The sequence below is a fragment of the Rhodococcus opacus genome (assembly GCF_012396235.1).
In the GTDB taxonomy this organism is placed as follows: Bacteria; Actinomycetota; Actinomycetes; order Mycobacteriales; family Mycobacteriaceae; genus Rhodococcus_F; species Rhodococcus_F opacus.
Genome location: NZ_JAAXPA010000022.1, coordinates 51,917 through 75,646 on the forward strand (window position 1 = coordinate 51,917; position 23,730 = coordinate 75,646).

1 protein-coding gene (running past one end of the window) is annotated in these 23,730 nt (G+C 67.9%); it reads left to right on the forward strand.

What is annotated here, in order from left to right; genetic code table 11:
• Positions 1 to 23,730, forward strand: the 5' portion of a protein-coding gene (locus HGB39_RS25930; protein WP_168442958.1) for a non-ribosomal peptide synthetase. The gene runs 7,320 nt beyond the window's last position; only the first 23,730 of its 31,050 coding nucleotides appear in the window; the start codon lies at positions 1 to 3; its stop codon lies beyond the right edge, outside the window.

The following is a 23,730-nucleotide window of genomic DNA, read 5'->3' on the forward strand; positions in this document are numbered from 1 at the left end:
GTGGTCGAAGCTGTGCCGAGTGGTGACGTGACCGCCGCGAGTGGTATTCCGGACGGTGCATTCCCACTCTCCACCGCTCAGCAGGGGATGTGGTTCGCCCAGCAGCTCGACCCCGACGTGCCCGTCACCATCGCGCAGTGCGTGGAACTGGTGGGTGCCCTCGACGTGGCGTTGCTGTCGGAGTCGTTGATCACCGCAGGCCGCGAACTCGGCTCCGCCTTCCTCCGTCTCGTCGAGGTCGACGGAGTTCCCTATCAGCTCGTCGATCCGACCCTGGACGCGTCGGTCAGGTTCGTCGACCTGCAGCACGAGCCCGATCCGAGGGCGGCAGCCAAGGAGTGGATGCGGCAGGAGTACACCACTCCGCTCGACGTGTGCCGCGACCGGCTCGTCACCTCGGCGGTCCTGTGCACCGGGCCGGATCGTCATTACTGGTACAGCCGTGTCCACCACGTTGCGCTCGACGGCATGGGATCGATGACACTCATCGACCGGACTACGCAGCTGTACACCGCAGCCGTGCAGGGGCGCACCGCGGCACCGTCCAAGGCCGCCGCACTCACCGACGTCGCCCGGGTCGACGACGACTACCGGATCTCGCCGCGCTACCGCGCCGACCAGGAGTACTGGTCCGAGCGGGTATCCACCATCGGCGAACCGCACAGCCTCGTCGAGCGGTCCGCACCCGCACGGGCACGAAGCCGAACGGCGGGTGGGCAGATCCCCGGGACCCTCGTCGACCACCTCGAGGCCGCGACAAATCGTCACGACTCGTCGACCGCGTTCGAGGTCATTGCGGCGTTCGCCGCGTACCTGTCCCGGATGACCGGACGCGAAGAGGTCGCGGTCAGTCTGCCCGTCACCGCCCGCACCACCGCGCTGCTCCGCCGCTCCGGCGGCATGGTCTCCAATGTGGTCCCGTTGCACCTGCACGTCCGCCCGGACATGACGAACGCGGACCTGGTGGCGGCGGTCCGGCTGGAAGTCACCGCGGCACTCCGCCACCAGCGCTACCCGCACATCGACATCCGGCGGGACGCGGCCACCGAGCACCAGGGCTTCTACGGTCCCCTGATCAACGTCATGCTGTTCCACGACGAGATCACCCTCGGCAGCGTCGTCGGCAGGCTCGAACTGCTATCCACCGGTCCGATCACCGACCTCGCGGTCAACGTCTATCACGGAGTCGCCGGTACCAGCCTCAACCTGGACTTCGAGGCCAACCCGGACCTGTACTCCGAACGCACCCTCGGCGCCCATCACACCCGCTTCACCCGGTTCCTGGGCGCGTTCCTGACCTCCGGCACCGACGGACCACGACGGATCGGCGACCTCGACATCCTCGACGAGGACGAACGCCGCACCCTGGTACCCGCCACCGGGCGCGCCGGATTCGTACCCGTCACTCTGCCGGATTTGCTCGCCGGCGCCGTCCGCGGCAACCCGGACGGCGATGCCCTCGTCGCACCCGGGCACGGGACGTCCGCCGCCCTGAGCTACCGCGCCCTCGACGAGACGTCGAACCAGCTCGCGCGACTCCTGATCGACCTCCAGGTCGGCCCGGAGGTCATGGTGGCGTTGGCGTTGCCGCGGTCGCGGGAGTCGGTGTCGAGTGTGTGGGCGGTGGCGAAGGCGGGTGCGGCGTTCGTTCCGGTGGATCCGAGCTATCCGGCTGACCGCATCGCGTTCATGCTGGAGGATTGTAGTGCGCCGATCGGCATCACCACCGCCGCGTTTCGGGATGGTCTGCCGGAGTGCACGCACTGGATCGTCTTGGACGACGACGAGTTCTTGTCGGCCGTTGCCTCCTATCCGGCGGATGCGGTCACCGACGCCGACCGCACGGGTGTGTTGTCGGTGGATCATCCGGCGTATGTGATTTATACGTCGGGGTCGACGGGCCGACCGAAGGGTGTGGCGGTCACGCACCGGGGTGTGGTGAATCTGGCGGCGGATGAGCGGGACCGTCTCGTGGTGTCCTCGGGTTCGCGGGTGTTGCATTTCGCGTCGCCGAGTTTCGATGCGTCGGTGTTCGAGTTGGTAATGGCGGTGTGTGCGGGCGCGACGCTGGTGGTGGCGCCGACCACGATTTACGGTGGCACCGAATTGGCGGAACTGATCGCCGAGCAGCGGGTGACGCATGCGTTCTGCACGCCGGCGGCATTGGCGTCGCTCGATCACCGCGGTCTGGACCATCTGAAAACGGTGGTGGTGGCGGGTGATGTGTGTCCGCCGGAGTTGGTGGCGCGGTGGGCGCCGGGCCGGATCATGGTCAATGCGTACGGTCCGAGTGAGACCACGATCATGTCGTCCGCTACCGGACCGATGGGGCCCGGGCAGCCGGTCACCATCGGGTCACCGACCGTGGGTGTCGACCTCGTCGTCCTCGATCACCGGTTGCGTCCGGTCCCGGCCGGGGTGCGCGGCGAACTCTATGTCCTCGGCTCCAGCTTGGCTCGCGGGTATGTGCACCGGACCGGGTTGACGGCGGAGCGGTTCGTGGCGAGCCCGTTCGGCACCGGCGGGCGGATGTACCGCACGGGTGACGTGGTCCGCTGGGTGACCGCTCCGGACGGGCCTCCGGTTCTGGAGTTTTTGGGGCGTAGTGATTTTCAGGTGAAGGTTCGGGGGTTCCGGATCGAGCTGGGGGAGATCGATGCGGCGTTGGCGGCGCATCCGGTGGTGGAGTTCGCCCACACGGTCGGCTATGACGACGGGAGCGGGAGCAGTCGCCTGGTCTCGTACGTGCTGCCGGCGCCGGGCGTAGAGGTTGATACCCGGGTGTTGGCGGGGTTCGTGGGGCAGCGGTTGCCGGGGTACATGGTGCCGTCGGCGATCATGGTGTTGGACTCGCTGCCGCTGACTCGGGCCGGGAAACTGGACCGCAATGCCCTGCCCGCACCGATATTCGCCGCACCCTCGGCCGACACCGTGCGCCCGAGAACGGTCACCGAGGAGATCCTCCTCGGAATCTTCCGCGACGTCCTCGGCCTCCCCGAACTGAGCGTCGACACCAGTTTCTTCGAACTCGGCGGCAACTCCCTGATGGCCACCCAGGTCGTGTCCCGCGTGAACACCGCCCTCGGTGTGCGGATCGGGGTCCGGGACCTCTTCCAGTCGCCGTCGGTGTCGCAATTGGCGGTCGCGGTGGCGAACACGAGCCCGCCCACCGACCCGCGGCCGGTGCTGGAGGCGCGGGAACGACCCGACCGCGTGCCCCTCTCCGTTGCGCAACAACGCATGTGGTTCCTCAACCAGTTCGACACGGCCTCGGCCGCCTACAACCTGCCGATCGCCCTGCGGCTCACCGGCGATCTCGACCGGGAAGCCCTGCGAGCGGCGCTCGGCGACATCCAGGAACGGCACGAAGCGCTGCGCACCGTCTTCCCCGACACCCCTGACGGACCCCACCAGCTGATCCTGCCCGCCGTGAGCGTGCTGGCCGACACCGATCCGATCGACGTCGACGCCCAGTCGATCACCGTCGCGGTGGCGGCCCTCGGCGGTGCCGGATTCGACCTCAGCGCCGACATACCGCTGCGCGCCGGACTGTTCCGGGAGGCGCCCGACCGGCATGTTCTCGTCCTCGTGGTTCATCACATCGCCGCCGACGGGTGGTCGATGACGCCGCTGGCCGCGGACGTGATGGTCGCGTACGCGGCGCGCGCCGCCGGTCACGCACCCACCTGGGCGCCGCTCCCGGTGCAGTACGCCGACTACAGCCTCTGGCAGAGGGAACTACTGGGTTCGGAAGACGACCCGAACAGCCTGTCCGCCAGGCAGATCGCCCACTGGCAGGCGGCGCTCACCGGTGTGCCGCAGCTGATCGAGCTGCCCACCGACAGGCCGCGGCCCGCCGAGATGTCGTATCGGGGCGGTCGTGTCGACTTCACCATCCCGGCCGACGTCCACGGGCGTCTCGTCGATCTGGCACAGAGCACCGGCACCACGCTGTTCATGGTCACCCACACAGCCCTCGTGGTGCTGTTCCATCGCCTCGGCGCCGGAACGGACGTCGTCATCGGCACCCCGGTCGCCGGACGCGGTGAGGAGGCGCTCGACGACCTGGTGGGCATGTTCGTCAACACCCTGGTGCTTCGCGCGACCGCCGAGCCGGGCGACACGTTCGAGGAGGTTCTCGACCGGGTCCGCAACGCCGACCTTGCCGCGTTCTCCCACGCCGACGTGCCGTTCGAGCGACTCGTGGAGGTGCTCAGCCCCGACCGGTCCGCCGCACGTCATCCGCTGTTCCAGGTCATGCTCTCGTTCCAGAACACCGCGCCGACCACCGTCGAACTGCCAGGCCTCGAGGTCGCGGCGGCAGAAATCGATGTCCATGTGGCGAAATTCGACCTCCAGTTGACCGTCACCGAACGGTACGGTGACGCGGGCACGCCGGGTGGTCTCGCGGCCGGCTTCGACTACGCCACCGATCTGTTCGACGAGTCGACCGTCGCGTCGATGGCCGAGCGATTCGTGAACCTGTTGCGCTCGGTTGCGGCATCCTCCGCGACGGCGGTCGGTGATCTTCCCCTGCTCCACGCCGCCGAACGCGACCGTCTCCTCGGCACGTGGAACGACACCGAGCACCGCGTGCCTGCGATGTGTCTGCCCGAGCTGTTCGACGCGCAGGTTGCCCGCACCCCGGATGCGGTGGCTGCGGTGTTCGGGGACGTCACGCTGACATATTCCCAACTCGATTGCCGCGCAAACAGTCTGGCGCGCCATCTGATCGACAGAGGGGTGGGACCCGAATCGCGTGTCGGGCTGGCGATGCGGCGCTCACCGGACCTGCTGGTGGGCATGTACGCGATCGTCAAGGCCGGCGGTGCCTACGTGCCGGTCGATCCGGACCACCCGACGGACCGGATCGGGTATGTGCTCGACTCCGCACAGCCCGTCTGCGTGCTCACGACCTCGGCCGACCGCGGCGCACTTCCCGCGGGTTCGTCATTCGTCGAGATCGACCGGATCGCGCTGGATTCCTGTTCCGGCGAACCCGTCACCGACTCCGACCGACTGGCACCGCTTCGCCCGGACAACCCTGCATACGTCATCTACACCTCGGGCTCCACCGGTCGGCCCAAGGGAGTGTCGGTGCCGCACCGCGGGATCGTCAATCAGCTCCTGTGGATGCAGTCGGAATACGCGCTCACCGCACGGGACGTGCTGCTGCAGAAGACCGCAACCACTTTCGACGTATCGCTGTGGGGTTACTTCTGGCCGCTGCTCACGGGCGCCACGATGGTGCTGGCCACCCCGGACGGTCACCGCGACCCCGAGTACCTCGCTCGGGTCATCGACGAGCACGGTGTCACGGTCACCGACTTCGTGCCCTCGATGCTCGACGCCTTCGTCGCGTCCGTGCCCGCGACCTCGTGCGCCACGCTGCGGCACGTCTTCGTGATCGGGGAGGCGCTGCCCCCGGAAACCGTCACGCGATTCCGGGCGCTGTCCGATGCCGGACTGCACAACCTGTACGGGCCCACCGAGGCGGCAGTCTCGGTCACCTACTGGGACACCGCGACCACGGTCGCCGGCACGGTGCCGATCGGCGTGCCCGAGTGGAACACCCAGGTCTACGTTCTCGATTCGCGCCTGCACCCGGTTCCCCCCGGCGTTGCCGGTGAGCTTTACCTGGCGGGCGAACAGCTCGCCCGGGGATACCTCGGCCGCGTTGATCTCACCTCGGACCGGTTCGTGGCCAACCCGTTCACGGCCGGCCTGCGTATGTACCGCACCGGTGACCTCGTGCGATGGACGTCGGCGGGTGCACTCGAATACATCGGGCGCACCGACTTCCAGGTCAAGTTCCGAGGCCAGCGCATCGAGCTCGGCGAGATCGAATTCGTCCTGCGGGCACAGCCGTCGGTCACCAGCGCTGCCGTGCTGGTCCATTCCGATCCCGGCACCGGCGATCACCTCGTCGCCTATGTCGTGCCCGAGCCGGGACACGACCTCGATACCACGCGACTTCGAGAGTGCATGGCCGCGTCCCTGCCGGCGTACATGATTCCGGCAGCTCTGATGGTCGTCGACGAATTCCCGCTCAATACGAGTGGAAAACTCGATCGTCAGGCCCTGCCCGCGCCCGAATTCGGTGGTTCCGCCTCGGAGTACGTGGCCCCGCGCACGTCGGTCGAGGCCAACCTCGCGGAGATCTTCGCCGAGGTTCTCGGTCTCGACCGTATCGGCCTCCGGGACAACTTCTTCGACGTCGGCGGTAACTCGCTCGTCGCCACGCGGGTCACCTCGCGCATTCGGGCCGAGCTAGGTGCGCCGCTCGCCCTGCGTGACCTGTTCGATGCCCCCACCGTCGGGGCGCTCGCGGAGCGTATCGAGGGAACGGTGCCGACGGCACCACGTGCCCCACTGGTCGCCGCCCCGCGTGCCGGACGGATTCCGCTGTCCCCGGCGCAACGTCGCATGTGGTTCCTCAACCAGTTCGATACCGCATCTGCGGCCTACAACATGCCCTTCGCCCTGCGCCTGTCCGGCATTCTCGACGGCGACGGGCTGCATTCGGCGATCCGCGACGTCGTCGACCGACACGAGTCCCTGCGTACCCTGTATCCGGACTCGGTGGACGGTCCACATCAGGTGATCGTCGGCGCCGACGAGGTGTCCCTCGATCTCGACGTGCAGCCGATTACCGAGGCGGAGCTGCCGGCGCGACTCCTGGCGCTCGCCACCGAGGGTTTCGACGTCACGTCCGCGGTGCCGCTGCGCACGGCTTTGCTGCGACTGTCCGTCGACGAACACGTGCTGGCCGTTGTGGTGCACCACATCTCCGCCGACGGATCGTCGATGGCCCCGCTCGCGCGTGACATCCTGCTCGCCTACACGGCGCGTACGGCTGGGCGGGCACCGTCGTGGGCGCCGTTGGACGTGCAGTACGCGGACTACAGCCACTGGCAGGCGGAGTTTCTCGGCGACGAGACCGACGGTCGGTCGCAGGCCGCCGAGCAGATCGAATTCTGGTCCGCCGCGCTCGACGGCATCCCCGATCTGCTCGAGTTGCCTGCGGATCGGCCCCGCCCGGCCGTGCCGACGAATTCGGGTGCGACGGTACCGTTCTCGGTCGACGCTGCCACGGCGAAAGCCGTCGCCGACCTCGCGGCCCGCTCTGCTGCCACGCCGTTCATGGTGTGGCACGCCGCGCTGTCGGTTCTGCTCTCACGGCTGTCGAACGCGGTGGACGTCACCGTGGGCACGCCCGTCGCCGGCCGTGCCGAACCCGCCCTGCAGGACCTCGTCGGCATGTTCGTCAACACTCTCACCCTGCGCGCGCGAGTATCCGGTGACCTGTCGTTCGCCGACGTGCTCGGACAGGTGCGGGAGTTCGACCTCGCCGCGTTCGCGCACGCCGATCTGCCGTTCGAGCGTCTCGTGGAGGTACTCGAACCCGCCCGGTCCACAGCCCGTCACCCACTTTTCCAGGTGGGTCTGTCCTACGAGAACTTCGAACCGGGAGTGCTGGAACTGCCGGGTCTGACGGTGAGCGCCGTCGAGATGAATCCGGAGATCGCGAAATTCGATCTGAATGTGACGCTCACCGAGATCCGAGACGAGCGCGGCACCGTGTCCGGTCTCACCGGTGCGTTCACGTATGCGGTCGATCTGTTCGACCGTGACACGGTGGAGTCGTTCGCGGATCGTTTCGCGCGGATCGTGGCGGCGGCGCTGGCCGATCCGGGCACGGCGGTGGGGGACCTGCCGGTGCTGGATCAACGGGAACTGGTTCGCGTACTGCGCGAATGGAACGCCACGGACGTGGAGGTGAGCGAGCGGCCCTACCTCGCCCGCTACGACGAGCAGGCGGCACGGACGCCTGATGCGGTGGCGGTGGTGTACCGCGACGTGTCTTTGACGTACCGGGAATTCAACTCGCGGGTCAACCGCTTGGCCCGCACACTCATCGCCGAAGGCGCCGGAACCGAAACCACCGTCGCGGTCGCAGCCCGCCGGTCGATCGAGTTCCTGATTGCCCTGCACGCCGTGCTGCGGAGTGGTGCGGCATACGTGCCGCTCGACGTCGATCTTCCGGCGGAGCGAGCGGCCCACGTCATCGAGGCAGCCCAGCCGGTTCTCGTCCTGACCGCAGTTCGAGACGAGTTCGAGGCAGACTCCGGCGTCCGGATTCTCCCGATGGACGGTCTCGAACTCGACCGGTTCGACGATGCCCCGGTGACGGACCGCGACCGGCTGCGGCCCCTCGCGGCCGACAACCTGGCCTACGTCATCTTCACCTCGGGTTCGACCGGCCGACCCAAGGGAGTGGCCGTCTCGCACGCCGGTCTCGGAAGCCACTTCGAGTTCCTGGTGTCACTCGGCGCGCTCGACGAGACCGATCGGGTTGCCGTCAAGACACCACAGTCGTTCGACGCGTCGCTCTGGGAATTGTTGTGGCCCCTAGCTGTGGGAGCACGCGTCGTGATCGCGGAACCGGACGGGCACAAGGATCCCGACTACCTCGCGGAACTGATCGACACCGAGCAGATCACGGCGATACATTTCGTCCCGTCGATGCTCGCCGTCTTCACCGATGTGATCGTGCCGTCACGGTTCTCATCGCTGCGTACCGTGTTCGTCGGCGGCGAGGCACTGTCCGTCACTGTGGCGCGGCGGTTCGCGGCCGTCTCCGACGCTGCCGTCCTCAACGCGTACGGTCCTGCCGAGGTCGCGGCCGCCTCCACCACCTCATGGGTGGACACCTCGAACTCGGGCATCGTCACCGTGGGTACACCGGTCTGGAACACGCGAGCCTACGTGCTGGACCAGCGGCTCCATCCCAGTCCTGCCGGAGTGACCGGTGAGTTGTACCTGGCCGGCACCCAGGTGTCTCGCGGATACGCGGGACGCCCCGACCTCACCGCCGAACGGTTCGTGGCGAACCCCTTCGACGCGCCGGGCGCTCGGATGTACCGGACCGGTGACCGTCTTCGCTGGAACAGCCGGGGCGAGTTGGAATACTTCGGTCGCAACGATTTCCAGGTGAAGCTGCGCGGACTGCGGATCGAACTCGGTGAGATCGAGGCGGTACTCGAGTCGGTCGACTCCGTTGCCCAGGCGGTCGTGACCGTTTATTCCGGAGCGGCGAGCGAACAATTGGTGGCCTACCTCGTCACACGGGCGGGCGCGACGGTCGACATCGAGGCACTGACGGCGTATGCCGAGAGTCGGCTGCCCGAATACATGATTCCGGACGGGTTCGTCACGCTCGACGCCTTCCCGCTCAACGCGAGCGGCAAACTGGATCGAGCGGCATTGCCTGCTCCCGCCGTCGGTGACGTCGCGGTCGCTCGGGTGGAGCCACGTACTCCTCTGGAGGAAACACTCGCGGCCTTGTTCCGGGAAGCGCTCGGCGTCGACGAACTGGGAGTGAACGACTCGTTCTTCGCTCTCGGCGGCGACAGCATCGTGTCGATCCAGCTGGTTTCGCGAGCCAAGGCTGCGGGGATCGTATTCACCCCACGGGATGTCTTCGAGCGCAAGAGCATTGCCGCGCTTGCCGGAGTGGCTACCGTCGCGTCGGCGGATCGACTCGCGCTCGCCGAACTGGCGGGCGGCGGCGTGGGGAACGTCGAGCTGACCCCGGTTCTCCGATCACTGTTCGACCGGTCGGGTCCGGTGGGCCGGTATTCGCAGTCCGTGCTCCTCACCCTGCCGACCGGGATCGAGCGATCGGACATCGTGGCGACGGTGCAGGCGGTCCTCGACAGGCACGACGCGCTGCGGTCCCGGCTGGTCCGCGACGGTGCGGACGTGCGTCACTCGGTGTTGCCCGCCGGTGCCGTCGACGCCGATCGACTGGTCACGACGGTGCCGGTCAATCCCGACCTCGCCGACGCACCCTTCGATGCGCTGATCGACCGCGAACTCTCCGCCGCGGCCGACCGGTTCGACTTCGAGACCCCGGTGCTCACGCAGTTCGTCTGGTTGGATCGTGGTGCGACCCGGCCCGGGCGGCTCCTCGTGGTCGCTCATCATCTGGTCGTCGACGGTGTGTCCTGGCGGATCATCGTGCCGGACCTCGTTGCGGCGGGAGGCGCCGTCACAGCCGGTCACGCTCCGAATCTGCCGGAGGTCGGTACGTCGTTGCGGCGGTGGTCGCACGGGTTATCGGAGGCTGCCCGTCAGCCGTCCACCCTCGCGCAGTTCGACTACTGGCGAGGCGTTGTCGACGCTCCGGACCCGCTCCTCGGCGACCGGGCTCTCGATCCGGTGCGGGACCGGACCTCGACCACGCAGGAGCTGCACGTCGAGTTGTCCACCGAGATCACGGGCACGCTGCTGGCCCGCGTGCCGGAGGCATTCCGGTGTTCGGTCGGTGATTCGCTGCTTGCCGGCTTCGCGGTGGCCCTCACCGAGTGGCGCCGTGCACGTGGGGTGCCCGCCGCCTCTGCGTACCTCACCCTCGAGGGTCACGGCCGCGAGGAGTCGGTCGTGCCGGGCGCCGATCTGTCTCGTACCGTGGGCTGGTTCACCAGCGTGTATCCGGTGCGTCTCGCCCTGGAAGGGGTGGACACCCAGGACGCACTCGTCGGCGGCGCGTCGGCCGGAGTCGCGATCAAGGCGGTGAAAGAGCAACTCCTGGCGGTCCCCGACCGGGGCGTCGGGTACGGACTGCTGCGATACCTCAATCCGGCGACGGCCACCGTTCTCGCGGGCTTCGACCCGCCCCAGGTCGTCTTCAACTACCTCGGAAAGACCGGGATGGGCGATTTGTCCCAGGAGATGCGTGAGATCGGCTGGGTGCCGGATCTTGCGTCGTCGCGGGTCTTCTCGGGTGAGACCGATCCGGACATGGGCGCTTCCGCAACGATCGAGATCAATGTCGGAGTGACGGATACCGAAGCCGGACCGCGACTCGGTGCTTCAGTGCGGTTCGCCGGTGAACTGCTCGCAGCCGACGACGTTCGCGAACTCGTCGATCTGTGGCAGCAGGCGCTCGTCTCACAGATCGAGCACGTCGTCGCCGGATCCGGTGGGGGACTGACCCCGTCGGACGTCGGCACGGTGGCGCTCACCCAGTCCCAGATCGAGGTCTGGGAGCGGGCGTACCCGACCCTCGAGGATGTGTGGGCGCTGTCGCCGCTGCAGGCCGGTTTCCACTTCCATTCGCTGCTGGCCGCCGAGCACAGTGTCGATGTCTACCATTCTCAGCTGCGGATGACCCTGCTCGGCGACGTGTCGGCGGATCGGATGCGGGCTGCTGCCGCTGCGCTCCTGGAGCGGTATTCCAACCTGCGGGTGGTGTTCGTGCAGGACGGCGACGTCACGGCGCAGATCCCCCTCCGCGGGGTGGAGGTCCCACTGACCGTGGTCGACCTGTCGGGCCGTGAGAGTGTTTCCGGGGAAAGGGAACTCGAGGCGCTGGTCACCGAGAACCGGGCCGCGCCGTTCGACTTGTCCGAGGCTCCGCTGCTGCGCCTGCTGCTCGTGCGCACGGGCACCGAGCGGCACGAGTTGGCGATGACCAACCACCACATTCTCCTCGACGGATGGTCCATCCCGCTGATCGTCCAGGACCTGCTGGTGCTCTACGCGACAGCGGGCGATCAGTCCGCGCTGCCGGCGGTGCGGCCGTACCGGGAATACCTGGACTGGCTGGCCCGCCGAGACCCCTCCGCCTCGCGGGCCGCGTGGGCGCACGCGTTGGACGGCCTCGACGAGCCGACCCTGCTCGCGCCTGCGCGCACCGGCGGCACGGTGACGGCGGACCCGGAGGAAGTTCCGATCCACTTTTCCGAGGCGGACACCGCCGCGCTGCTGGCGTTCGCCCGACAGCACGGCGTCACGCCGAACACGGTGATCCAGACTGCCTGGGCACTGTTGCTCAGGCGACTCACCGGACGGGACGACGTCGTATTCGGCGCCACCGTCTCGGGCCGCCCCCCGCACATCCCCGGGATCGAATCGATGGTCGGGCTCTTCATCAACACCGTCCCCGTCCGGGTACGAATCGACGCCGACGAGTCGGCGGCCGAGCTGCTGGCCCGGGTGCAGGGGCAGCAGGCCGATTTGCTCGATCACCACTATCTCGGTCTGACGGAAATCCAGGCAGAGGCGGGGGTCGGGGTGCTGTTCGACACGCTCACCGTCTTCGAGTCGTACCCCGTGGATCAGGCGGCGCTGCAGGCGCAGACCGACATCGCAGGTATGCGCGTGGACTCGGTCGACGTGCACAGTGTCACCCACTACCCATTGAGCCTGATGGCCCAGGTCGACGACACCCTGCGGCTCGGGGTGGCCTACCTGCCGGACACCTTCGAGCGCGACGAAGCGAAGCTGATTGCGGCGCGGCTCGATTCGGTCATCCGTGCGTTGATCGCGGAGCCCTCCGCCGCGGTAGCCGAGGTCACCGGATTCATCCCGGGCGAGTATGCGCGGGTGATGCACGACTGGAACGCCACCGACCATCACGTGCCGGAGTCGACGCTGCTGACGTCGTTCGAGGCGCAGGCGGCGCGTACACCCGATGCTGTTGCCGTCGATTTCGACGGTGACGTGGTGACGTACGCAGCCCTCGACGCGCGCGCGAACCAGCTGGCCCGGCATCTGATCGCGCTGGGTGTAGCCCCCGAAACCCGAGTGGCCGTGGTGATGCGGCGGTCGCTGGAACTGGTCGTCGGAATCTATGCCGTACTCAAGGCCGGTGGTGCATACGTTCCGGTCGATCCCGATCACCCGGCAGAGCGAACGAGTTACGTGCTCGCGTCGGCGCAACCGGTGTGCGTGCTGACCACCTCGGCCGACCGACCGGACCTGCCGAACCGGATCCCCGTGTCGGACCTCGACACTCTCGACCTTTCGGGTATCTCCGCGATGTCGCTGACCGACGCCGAACGTATCGCACCGTTGCGGCCTGCACACCCTGCCTACGTCATCTACACCTCCGGCTCCACGGGCAAGCCCAAGGGGGTCGCGGTGCCGCATGCGGCCATCGTGAATCAACTGCTCTGGATGCAGTCGGAGTACGCACTCACCGATCGGGACGTGTGGTTGCAGAAGACCGCAACCACGTTCGACGTGTCGTTGTGGGGCTACTTCTGGCCCCTGCAGGTGGGTGCCACCATGGTGCTGGCCACTCCGGACGGGCATCGAGAGCCTGCCTATCTGACGCGGGTCATCGACGAGCATTCGGTGACGGTCACCGATTTCGTGCCGTCCATGCTCGACGTGTTCGTCGCCGCCGCCGCCGTGGGGTCGTGCCGTTCGCTGCGGCATGTGTTCGTCATCGGCGAGGCTCTGCCGCCCGCGACCGTCCTGCGTTTCCGGGAACTTTCCGCGGCCGGATTGCACAACCTGTACGGGCCTACCGAGGCCGCAGTGTCGGTGACGTACTGGAAGACCGGTGAAGCCGACACCACGAACGTGCCGATCGGTGTGCCGGAATGGAACACCCAGGCCTACGTGCTCGATTTCCGGCTGCACCCCGTTCCCGTCGGCGTTCCGGGTGAGCTCTACCTCGGCGGTGCTCAGCTCGCGCGCGGATACCTCGGCCGCGTCGATCTCACGTCCGATCGATTCGTGGCGAACCCGTTCGGGCGCACGGGGGAGCGCATGTACCGCACCGGTGACCTAGTGCGATGGACGTCGGCGGGAGCGCTCGTCTACATCGGACGTACCGACTTCCAGGTTAAGTTCCGTGGTCAGCGCATCGAACTCGGTGAGATCGAGACCGTGCTCCGGTCGCACCCGGCGGTCACCGGTGCCGTGGTGTCGGTGTATTCCGACACCACCGTCGGCGATCATCTGGTCGCGTACGTGGTCGGTACACCCGGAGGCGATCTGGACGTCGCGGAGCTTCGCCGTCAGGCTTCGGAATCCCTGCCGTCGTACATGGTGCCGTCTGCGGTCACAGTGCTCGACGAGTTCCCTCTGAACACCAGCGGGAAACTCGATCGCAGGGAGTTGCCCGCTCCTGAATTCCAGGGGAGTGCAACCGAGTACGTCGCGCCGCGAAATGCGGCCGAGCGCACGGTCGCGGCAGTGTTCGCGGATGTACTCGGCTCGGTCCGGGTGGGCGTGCACGACAACTTCTTCGATCTCGGCGGCAACTCGCTCTCCGTCACACGAGTGGCGGCGCGGCTCGGTGAGCTGTCGGGCACCGGACTCTCTGTGCGCGATGTGTTCACCGCGCCCACAGTCGCGGAGTTGGCTCTTCGTCTCGCCGAGCCCACGGACGCAGGAGGCGCGCGCCCGGTGCTGTCCGCGATGCAGCGACCGGCCCGGATACCGTTGTCACCGGCGCAGCAGCGGATGTGGTTCATCAACCAGTTCGACCCGGCCTCGCCCGCGTACAACCTGCCATTCGCGGTCCGGATGTCCGGTGTTCTCGACGTCGCAGCGCTGTCGCAGGCACTCGACGACGTAGTCGGACGTCACGAGTCGCTTCGTACCGTTTTCCCCGACACGGAGGACGGACCCGCTCAGGTCGTCGTGTCCGCAGCGGATCTCTCGATGCCTCTCGAGGTCGTGGACGTACCGGACGGCGAGCTCGATTCCCGGATGATCGCATTCGCGTCGCGCGGGTTCGACGTGATCGAGGAATTGCCCGTACGGGCAACGCTGTTCCGGACCGGTCCCGGCGAACATGTCCTGGCGATCACGCTGCATCACATCGCCGCCGACGGTTGGTCGTTCGGACCTCTCGGCGGGGATGTCATGACCGCGTACGCGGCCCGAGCAGAGTCCCGAAGTCCGGAATGGACTGCGCTCGCGGTCCAGTATGCCGACTACAGTGTCTGGCACAGGGCGGTTCTCGGCAGCGAGGACGAGCCGGAGTCACTCGCCCGACGACAACTCGACTACTGGACGCGGACACTCGACGGTCTCCCGGACGAGCTGAAACTCCCGTTCGACCGCCCACGCCAGACCGAGCAGTCCTACGCCGGGGGATCCGTGGGCTTCACCATCACCCCCGAGATCCACAGCGGCATCGAGCGGTTGGCGCGTGAACACGGAGCGACGGTCTTCATGGTGGCGCACGCTGCCTTTGCGCTCCTGTTGGCCCGCTTGTCCGCGTCGGACGATATCGCCGTCGGCGCACCGATCGCCGGACGCGGCGAACGAGCTCTCGACAACCTGGTCGGAATGTTCGTCAACACGCTCGTGCTCCGCACGCGCATCGAGAGTGCCGAGACGTTCACGGAATTGCTGGCGCGGGTACGTGACGGCGATATCGGGGCCTTCGGCCACGCGGACCTCCCCTTCGAGCGTCTCGTCGACGTTCTCGACCCCGTGCGGACGTCCGCGCATCACCCGATCATCCAGACTGCGCTGTCGATGCAGCCCAGGGCAATCGACGACATCGAGCTCCCCGGACTCCGGGTGCGCGTCGAGGACATCGACGCGCGCGTCGCGAAATTCGACCTGCAGCTGACATTGGGCGAGACCGTCGACCCCGCGGGCGTTCCGTCGGGTATTCGCGCCGAGTTCACCTACGCCGCAGACTTGTTCGACGACGTCACCGTGCGCCGGTACGCGGTGCAGCTCGTGAGAATCCTCGAAACAATGATCGCAGACCCCACCACGGTGGTCGGCGACGTGAATCTCCTCGACGACGCCGAGAGGGCCCGCCTGGCACCGGTTCGCGGGCCTGCGAGTCGACCTACTCGACTGCTGCCCGAAGTCCTGGCCGCGTCGGCGGCGGATCCGTCCGCGACTGCGATCGTCTTCGGCGACCGTTCGATGACCTACGGAGAACTGGACCGGCGATCCAACCTCTGGGCGCGCGAATTGATCGGGGCCGGAGCCGGCCCCGAGACGTTCGTGGCCGTCGCGCTCGCCCGCTCGATCGAATCGGTGCTCGCCGTCTGGGCCGTTGCCAAGACAGGTGCCGCGTTCGTGCCGGTGGATCCGAACTACCCGGCCGAACGGATCGCACACATGCTCGGCGATTCGGGGGCCGCGCTCGGTCTCACGACGATCGAGTTCCGAGCCGGATTGCCCGACTCGACGCAGTGGCTCGTGATGGACGATCCCGACCACACTGCGCTGGTGGAGTCCCATTCCCCGGCGGCGGTGACAGCAGCCGATCGCTTCGGACGGATGCACGCGGACCAACTCGCCTACCTCATCTACACGTCCGGATCCACCGGACTGCCCAAGGGCGTCGCCGTCACACACTCGGGGCTCGCGAACCTCCTGACCGAGCTGGCCGACGAGTACGAACTCACCGCCGACGCCCGGACCCTGCACTTCGCATCACCCAGTTTCGACGCCTCCGTGTTCGAGTATCTGATGGCTTTCTGCAGGGGCGCGACGATGGTGGTCGTTCCCCACTCGGTGTACGGCGGTACGGAGCTCGCCGAACTCCTGGGCGAGCAGAGAGTCACGCACGCCTTCATCACACCGGCCGCGTTGGCGTCCGTCGATCCCACGGGACTCGACGAACTCGCCGTCATCGTCGTCGGCGGAGAGGCCTGGGGTGCCGACCTCGCCGAGCGTTGGGTACCGGGGCGGGCACTGTTCAACGGATACGGGCCGACCGAGTCCTCGATGATGGTGACGCAGAGTGGACCGCTGATGCTCGGCGAGCGGATGACCATCGGCGGCCCTGTGCGCGGTGTCGAGGCTCTCGTTCTCGATGCGCGGCTGCATCCCGTGCCCCCCGGTGTGCCGGGGGAGCTGTACGTGTCGGGGCCGGCGCTCGCCCGCGGCTACCACCAGCGACTCGGTCTCACCGCGGAGCGTTTCGTCGCGAACCCCCACGGTGCACCCGGCCAGCGGATGTACCGCACCGGCGACCTCGTCCGGTGGGTCGAGTCCCGCACCGGGGCCTACGTCATCGAATACGTCGGGCGCAGCGACTTCCAGGTGAAGATTCGCGGATTCCGTGTGGAACTCGGTGAGATCGACTCCGTGTTCAGAGCGCATGCTGCGGTCGGATTCGCCGCGACCGTCGCGCACGACACCGAATCCGGCGGCACAGCGCTGGCCACCTACGTCTGTGCTGCGTCGGGGAACGACGTCGACGTCGACGACCTGACCGCATTCGTCGGCGGGGCGTTGCCGGCGCACATGGTCCCCGGTTCGATCATGGTTCTCGATAAGATGCCGCTGACACCGGCGGGCAAGCTTGACCGCCGCGCCCTCCCCGAGCCCGTGTTCGCGAGCCACACCCGATTCACCGCACCCGCAACGGCGGACGAACTCGCCGTCGCCGCAGCGTTCGCGGATGTGCTGGGCGAATCACGTATCGGTGTGGACGACAACTTCTTCGCGCTCGGTGGCAACTCGTTGTCCGCCACCCAGGTGGTTTCCCGGGTCGGGTCGGCGTTCGGCATCCGTGTCTCCGTTCGCACGCTGTTCGACAACCCCACAGTGCGTCAACTCGTGTCCGCAGTGGCCACGTCGGGGGCGGACGCGTCCTCGGGGCGGCCCGCGCTGACGCGGCGCGAGCGTCCCGGACGGATCCCGTTGTCGCTGGCGCAGCAGCGGATCTGGTTCCTCAACCAGTTCGATCCTTCGTCGTCTGCGTACAACATCCCACTTGCACTGCGGATGTCGGGCCGGATCGACGTCCCGGCCTTGCGTGCAGCGCTCGGTGACGTTCTCGAACGTCACGAGTCGTTGCGGACCGTGTACCCGGGTTCGGCGGACGGTGCGCATCAGGAGATCCTGCCGGCCGCCGTGGCAGAATTCGATCTCACACCGATCCGAACCGCGCCGGACCAGCTGATGCCCCGGATCGCCGAGTACGCAGCCGCCGGTTTCGATGTGACCCGGGAGATCCCGTTCCGGATCCACCTGTTCCGGGAGAACCGTTCCGAACACGTGCTGCTGCTCGTCGCGCACCACATCGCTGCAGACGGATGGTCGTTCGGTCCGCTCGCCGCCGACGTGATGGCCGCGTACGCATCCCGCGCGGAAGGGCTGGCCCCGTCCTGGGAGCCGCTGCCCGTCCAGTACGCCGACTACAGTGTGTGGCAGCGGGAACTGCTCGGCGCCGAGGACGATCCGGACAGTCTGTCCGCCAAGCAGATCGAGCGTTGGCGTGCGGCTCTGGACGGTGCGCCCGAGGCAATCGATCTGCCTACGGACCACCCTCGTCCCGCGGTAGCGTCGCACCGCGGCGAAACTGTGGACTTCGTGATCGATGCCGACACCCACCGGGGGCTGGTCGAGCGCGCCCAGAAGGGCGGCACCACGCTGTTCATGGTCGTTCATGCTGCGTTCGCGACGCTCTTGCACAGGCTCAGCGGCAGCACGGACATCGTGATCGGCACACCCGTCGCCGGCCGCGGCGACGAGGGACTCGACCCGCTCGTCGGAATGTTCGTGAACACCCTGGCCTTGCGCACACGGATTCACCCCGGCGACAGTGTCGACGCTCTCCTGGAACAGGTGCGCGATGTCGATCTCACGGCGTTCCAGGACACGGAGGTTCCCTTCGACCGGCTCGTCGAGATCCTGCGTCCCACCCGGTCGTCCGATCGGCACCCGCTGTTCCAGGTGATGTTCGCCTTCCAGAACCTGCGACCGGTGACGCTGGAACTGCCGCAGTTGGTGGTGGAGGCCGTCGACTTCGATCCCCACATCGCGAAGTTCGATCTGGATCTGGGGCTCGCCGAGATCGTGGATGACGCCGGACACCACAACGGGATCTCCGGTGCCTTCACATTCGCATCGGAACTCTTCGAACGCGCCACCGTCGCGGGATTCGCGGACCGATTCCTGCGGATCCTCGAGGCGGTCGCTTCCGCCGACGACATCGCCGTCGGCGATATCGCCATCCTGGCTGCGGCCGAGCAACAGTCCCTCGCACCGGTGTGGGGCGGACCGCTTCGCGCGAACGCCACCCTGCCCGAGCTGCTCGGCGCAACGGCGGAACGGTATCCGGACTCGACCGCGCTCGTCTTCGACGGTATCGCGATCGACTACCGTGAGCTGGACCGGCGATCGACGCAGCTGGCACGTGTACTCATCGGGATGGGCGTGGGCCCGGAAACCTACGTCGCAGTGGCCTTGCCGCGCTCCGTCGAATCGGTTGTGTGCGTGTGGGCCGCTGCCAAGGCCGGTGCGGCCTATGTGCCGATCGACCCCGCGCATCCGGTGGACCGCATCGCGCACATTCTGCGGGATTCGGGAGTCGTCGTCGGTGTCACCTGCGCCGAGTTCGCCGAACACCTCCCGGGTGTGACCGACTGGCTCGTGCTCGACGACCCGGAGGTGCTCCGCGAATTGTCCTCGGCGAGAACGGAGCCGGTCGGGGATGCGGATCGCACCTCCGCTCTGCACGTCGATCATCCCGCTTATCTCATCTACACGTCGGGTTCGACGGGACTGCCCAAGGGCGTGGTGGTGTCCCACCGCGGTCTCGCGAATCTCGCCGGCTCGTATACCACCGCAGTGCGGGCCACCGAGGAGTCCCGGGTCGCGCACCTCGCGTCCCCGACGTTCGACCTGTCAGTCCTCGAATTCCTCCTGGCCCACACTTCCGGGGCCGCGCTGGTGGTCTGTCCGCCCGGTGTGTACGGCGGCGTAGAGCTACACGAGGTGTTGCAGTCCGAGCGCGTCACACACATGACCATCACGAATGCTGCTCTGGCGTCGGTCGACCCGGAGGGACTGGACGATCTGCGGTCGATCGTCGTCGGCGGCGACGCCTGCCCACCGGAGACGGTGGCGCGATGGGCCGACCGGGTCGAACTCGTCAACGGATACGGTCCCACCGAAGTGACGGTGGGCGCCACGTTCAGCTCGGTGCTCGGCCCCGGCAGAGACATCACCATCGGCGGGCCGCTGCCCGGGGTCGCCGCCGTGGTTCTCGATTCGAGGTTGCGGCCCGTGCCGGTCGGTGTCGTGGGAGAGTTGTATCTGCTGGGACCGGCTCTGGCACGCGGATACCACGAGCGTGCCGCGCTCACGGCACACCGTTTCGTGGCCAGTCCGTTCGAGGCCGCCGGTGCCCGGATGTACCGCACCGGTGACATAGTGCGCTGGCGCGAAGTGCATTCCGGTGTAACCGGCAGCATGACCGACGGAACTCTGCCCGGACATGCGATCGAATACCTCGGCCGCTCCGACCATCAGGTCAAGGTCCGTGGCCTTCGAATCGAACTCGGGGAGATCGATGCGGCCCTCAACGCACATCCCGACGTCGAGTTCGCTGCCACGCTGGGCTACGAGTCCCCATCGGAAACACGACTGGCATCGCACGTGCTCGTCGGTGCGGGCACCGACCGGGATTCGGCAGCTCTGCTCGCGTTCCTGCGTCAGGCCCTGCCGGGGTACATGGTTCCGTCGGCGCTCGTGTTCCTGGACACCATCCCGCTGACCCCGAATGGCAAACTCGACCGGGGCGCCCTGCCTGCGCCCGACTTCGGCGCGGCCGCCAAGGAGATCGCGTACCGGGCGCCGCGGAACCCACTCGAGCGGTCGATCGCGGATGCGTTCGCGGAAGTGCTGGGCGGTACGGACATCGGTCTCGACACGGATTTCTTCGATGCAGGCGGTAACTCGCTCTCCGCGACGCGGGTGACCGCCCGGGTGGGCGCCCTACTCGACATCCGGGTCACGGTGCGCGACATCTTCGAAGCCCCGACCGTCCTGGCGCTGGCAAATTCGCTGGCGCCGCGAATGTCCAAGGCCGGCGACGGCGCTTCCGCCGGACCGACCCTGGTGCCGCAGCCGCGTCCCGACCGGATCCCGCTGTCACTCGCGCAGCAGCGGATGTGGTTCCTCAACCAGTTCGAGACGTCCTCGCCCGCATACAACCTGCCCGCCGCGGTCCGGCTCACCGGACCGCTGGATACTGCGGCGCTGGCCGCGGCGATCGACGATCTGATCAGCCGGCACGAATCGCTGCGGACCGTCTTTCCTGATTCCCGGGGTGGACCGCACCAGGTGATCCTCGAACCAGGGGAGTTCACCCTCGACGTCGCACCGGTCCGCGTGAACGAGACCGGGCTGCGCGCGGATCTCGAGCAGTTCCTGCTGACCGGCTTCGACGTCTCCCAGGCCGTGCCGCTGCGGGTGAAGGTGTACTCGCTCGGCGACACCGAGCATGTGCTCGCTCTCGTCGTCCATCACATCTCCGCCGACGGCGTGTCCATGGAACCGCTGATCCGGGACGTGATGATCGCGTACGCGAGCCGCGCGGCAGGCCAGGCGCCCACCTGGGCGCCGCTGCCGGTGCAGTACGCCGACTACGCGCTGTGGCAGCGGGAGGTGCTCGGTGCCGAGTCCGACCCGGACAGCCTCGCCGCCGCCCAGCTCGAGTATTGGACCCGGACACTCGCCGGTGTCCCGGACCAGCTGTACCTGCCGGGCGACCGGGGCAGGCCGGCCGTTCCGTCGCATTGGGGTGCGGCAACGCGTTTCACCCTGGATGCCGACACGCACCGGGCCCTGGCCGAGCTGGCACGCGCGCACGGCGCCAGCATCTTCATGGTCGCCCACGCCGCGCTCAGCGTCCTGCTGGGCCGGCTCAGCACCAGCTCCGACATCACCGTCGGCACGGCGATCGCCGGCCGCGGCCGGGTGGAACTCGACGACATCATCGGCATGTTCGTCAACACCCTCGTGTTGCGCACGACGCTGGACCCGGGGGCGTCGTTCGTGTCGCTGCTCGAACAGGCCCGGGACGTCGACCTCGAGGCGTTCGCCCACGCGGACCTGCCGTTCGAGCGGCTGGTGGAGGTATTGAGCCCGGTCCGCTCCACCTCGCACCACCCGCTGTTCCAGGTGGCGCTCGGCGTGCAGGCGGTCTCTGCCGACCGGCTCGAACTGGACGGGCTGTCGGTGGAACCGCTCACCCTCGACGCGAGCATCGCGAAGTTCGACCTGCACTTCACGCTCACCGAGCGCCTCGACGACGTGTCCGAGGCTGCCGGCATCGACGCCGAACTGGTGTACGCGACAGACATTTTCGACGAGAGCACCGCCGCCGGGTACGCGACCCGGCTGCGGCGGATCTTCGAGGCGGTCGTCGCCGACCCGCAGCGGCCGATCGGTGACATCCCGGTCCTCGGCGACGAGGAATATGCGGCGCTCACCCCGGTTCGCGGCGCCGACGCGCGACCGGTGCAGATGCTGCCCGAGATCCTCGCCGACGCCGTCGCCGCGGCACCCGACGGAGCCGCCGTCGTCTTCGAGGGGGAGAGCCTCACGTACCGGGACCTCGACGAACGGTCGAATCAACTGGCCCGGTTGCTCGTCGACAGGGGAGTGGGACCCGAAACCCGGGTCGCGCTGGCGCTGCCGCGGTCCTTCGAATCCGTGGTGGCCGTGTGGGCGGTGGCCAAGACCGGTGCAGCCTTCGTGCCCGTCGACCCCGGCTATCCCGCGGACCGCATTCTGCACATGGTGCAGGACTCCGGGGCGATGGTCGGGATCACCGTGTCCGCGAAACAGGATCTCCTCCCGGACTCGATCCGGTGGATGCTCCTCGACGACCCGGCACTCGAGGTGCGCTGCACCCACGAATCCCGGTTGCCGCTCACCAACCGCGACCGCATGCGGCCGATCCTGTCCGACCAGGTGGCGTACGTCATCTACACGTCGGGGTCCACCGGCCGGCCCAAGGGGGTCGCGGTCACACATCGCGGTCTGATGAACCTGGTGACCGACGAGCGTGAGCTCCTCGGGGTCACCTCCCGTTCGCGGACACTGCATTTCGCGTCCCCGAGCTTCGACGCCTCGGTGTTCGAGATGCTGATGGCACTCGGCGCGGGAGCCACGATGGTCATCGCCCCGCCCACGATCTACGGCGGATCGGAACTCGCCGAACTGCTCGCTACCGAGCACGTCACCCATGCGTTCTCCACTCCGGCGGCGCTGGCGTCGGTGGACCATCACGGGCTCGACGACCTCGCCGTCGTCGTGGTCGCCGGTGACGTGTGCCCGCCGGAACTGGTCGCCCGCTGGGCGCCCGGGCGTCGCATGGTCAACGCGTACGGTCCCAGCGAGGCGACGATCATGTCGTCCATCACCGAACCCCTCCGCGCCGGGGAACCGGTCACCATCGGCGGGCCGAGCCGTGGAGTGCGGGCACTCGTGCTGGACGGCCGGCTGCGTCCCGTGCCGGTGGGTGTGCCGGGCGAACTGTACGTCGGAGGCCCGAGCCTCGCCCGCGGCTACCTCGGACGGCCGGGACTGACCGCCGAACGGTTCGTCGCGGACCCGTACGGCGCGCCCGGCGACCTGATGTACCGCACCGGCGATCTCGTCCGGTGGCGGGAGAACCGCGTCCTCGATTTCGTCGGCCGCACCGACCACCAGGTGAAGATCCGCGGATTCCGGATCGAACTCGGCGAGATCGACGCCGCGCTCACCGCACACCCGCAGATCGAGTACGCCACCACGATCGGGTACGACCACCCAAACGGGGAGACCTCCCTCGTCGCGTACGTGCTGCCGTTCACCGGTGAGGACGTGGACCGGGTCGAGGTCGCGAATTTCGTCGGGCGCACCCTGCCCGCCTACATGGTTCCGGCCTCCGTCACCCTCCTCGACGCCCTGCCGCTCACCCCGGCGGGCAAGCTCGACCGGGCTGCGCTCCCCGAGCCGATCTTCGCCGCCGCGGCCACGACATTCGAGGCGCCGCGGAATCCGATGGAGGTGATCGTCGCCGGCATCTTCGCGGACATCCTCGCGTTGCCGGAGATCGGCATCCACGACAGCTTCTTCGACCTCGGCGGCAACTCGCTGCTCGCCACGCAGGTGGTGTCGCGGATCAACGCGGCACTCGACGTCCACGTCGGTGTCCGTGAAGTGTTC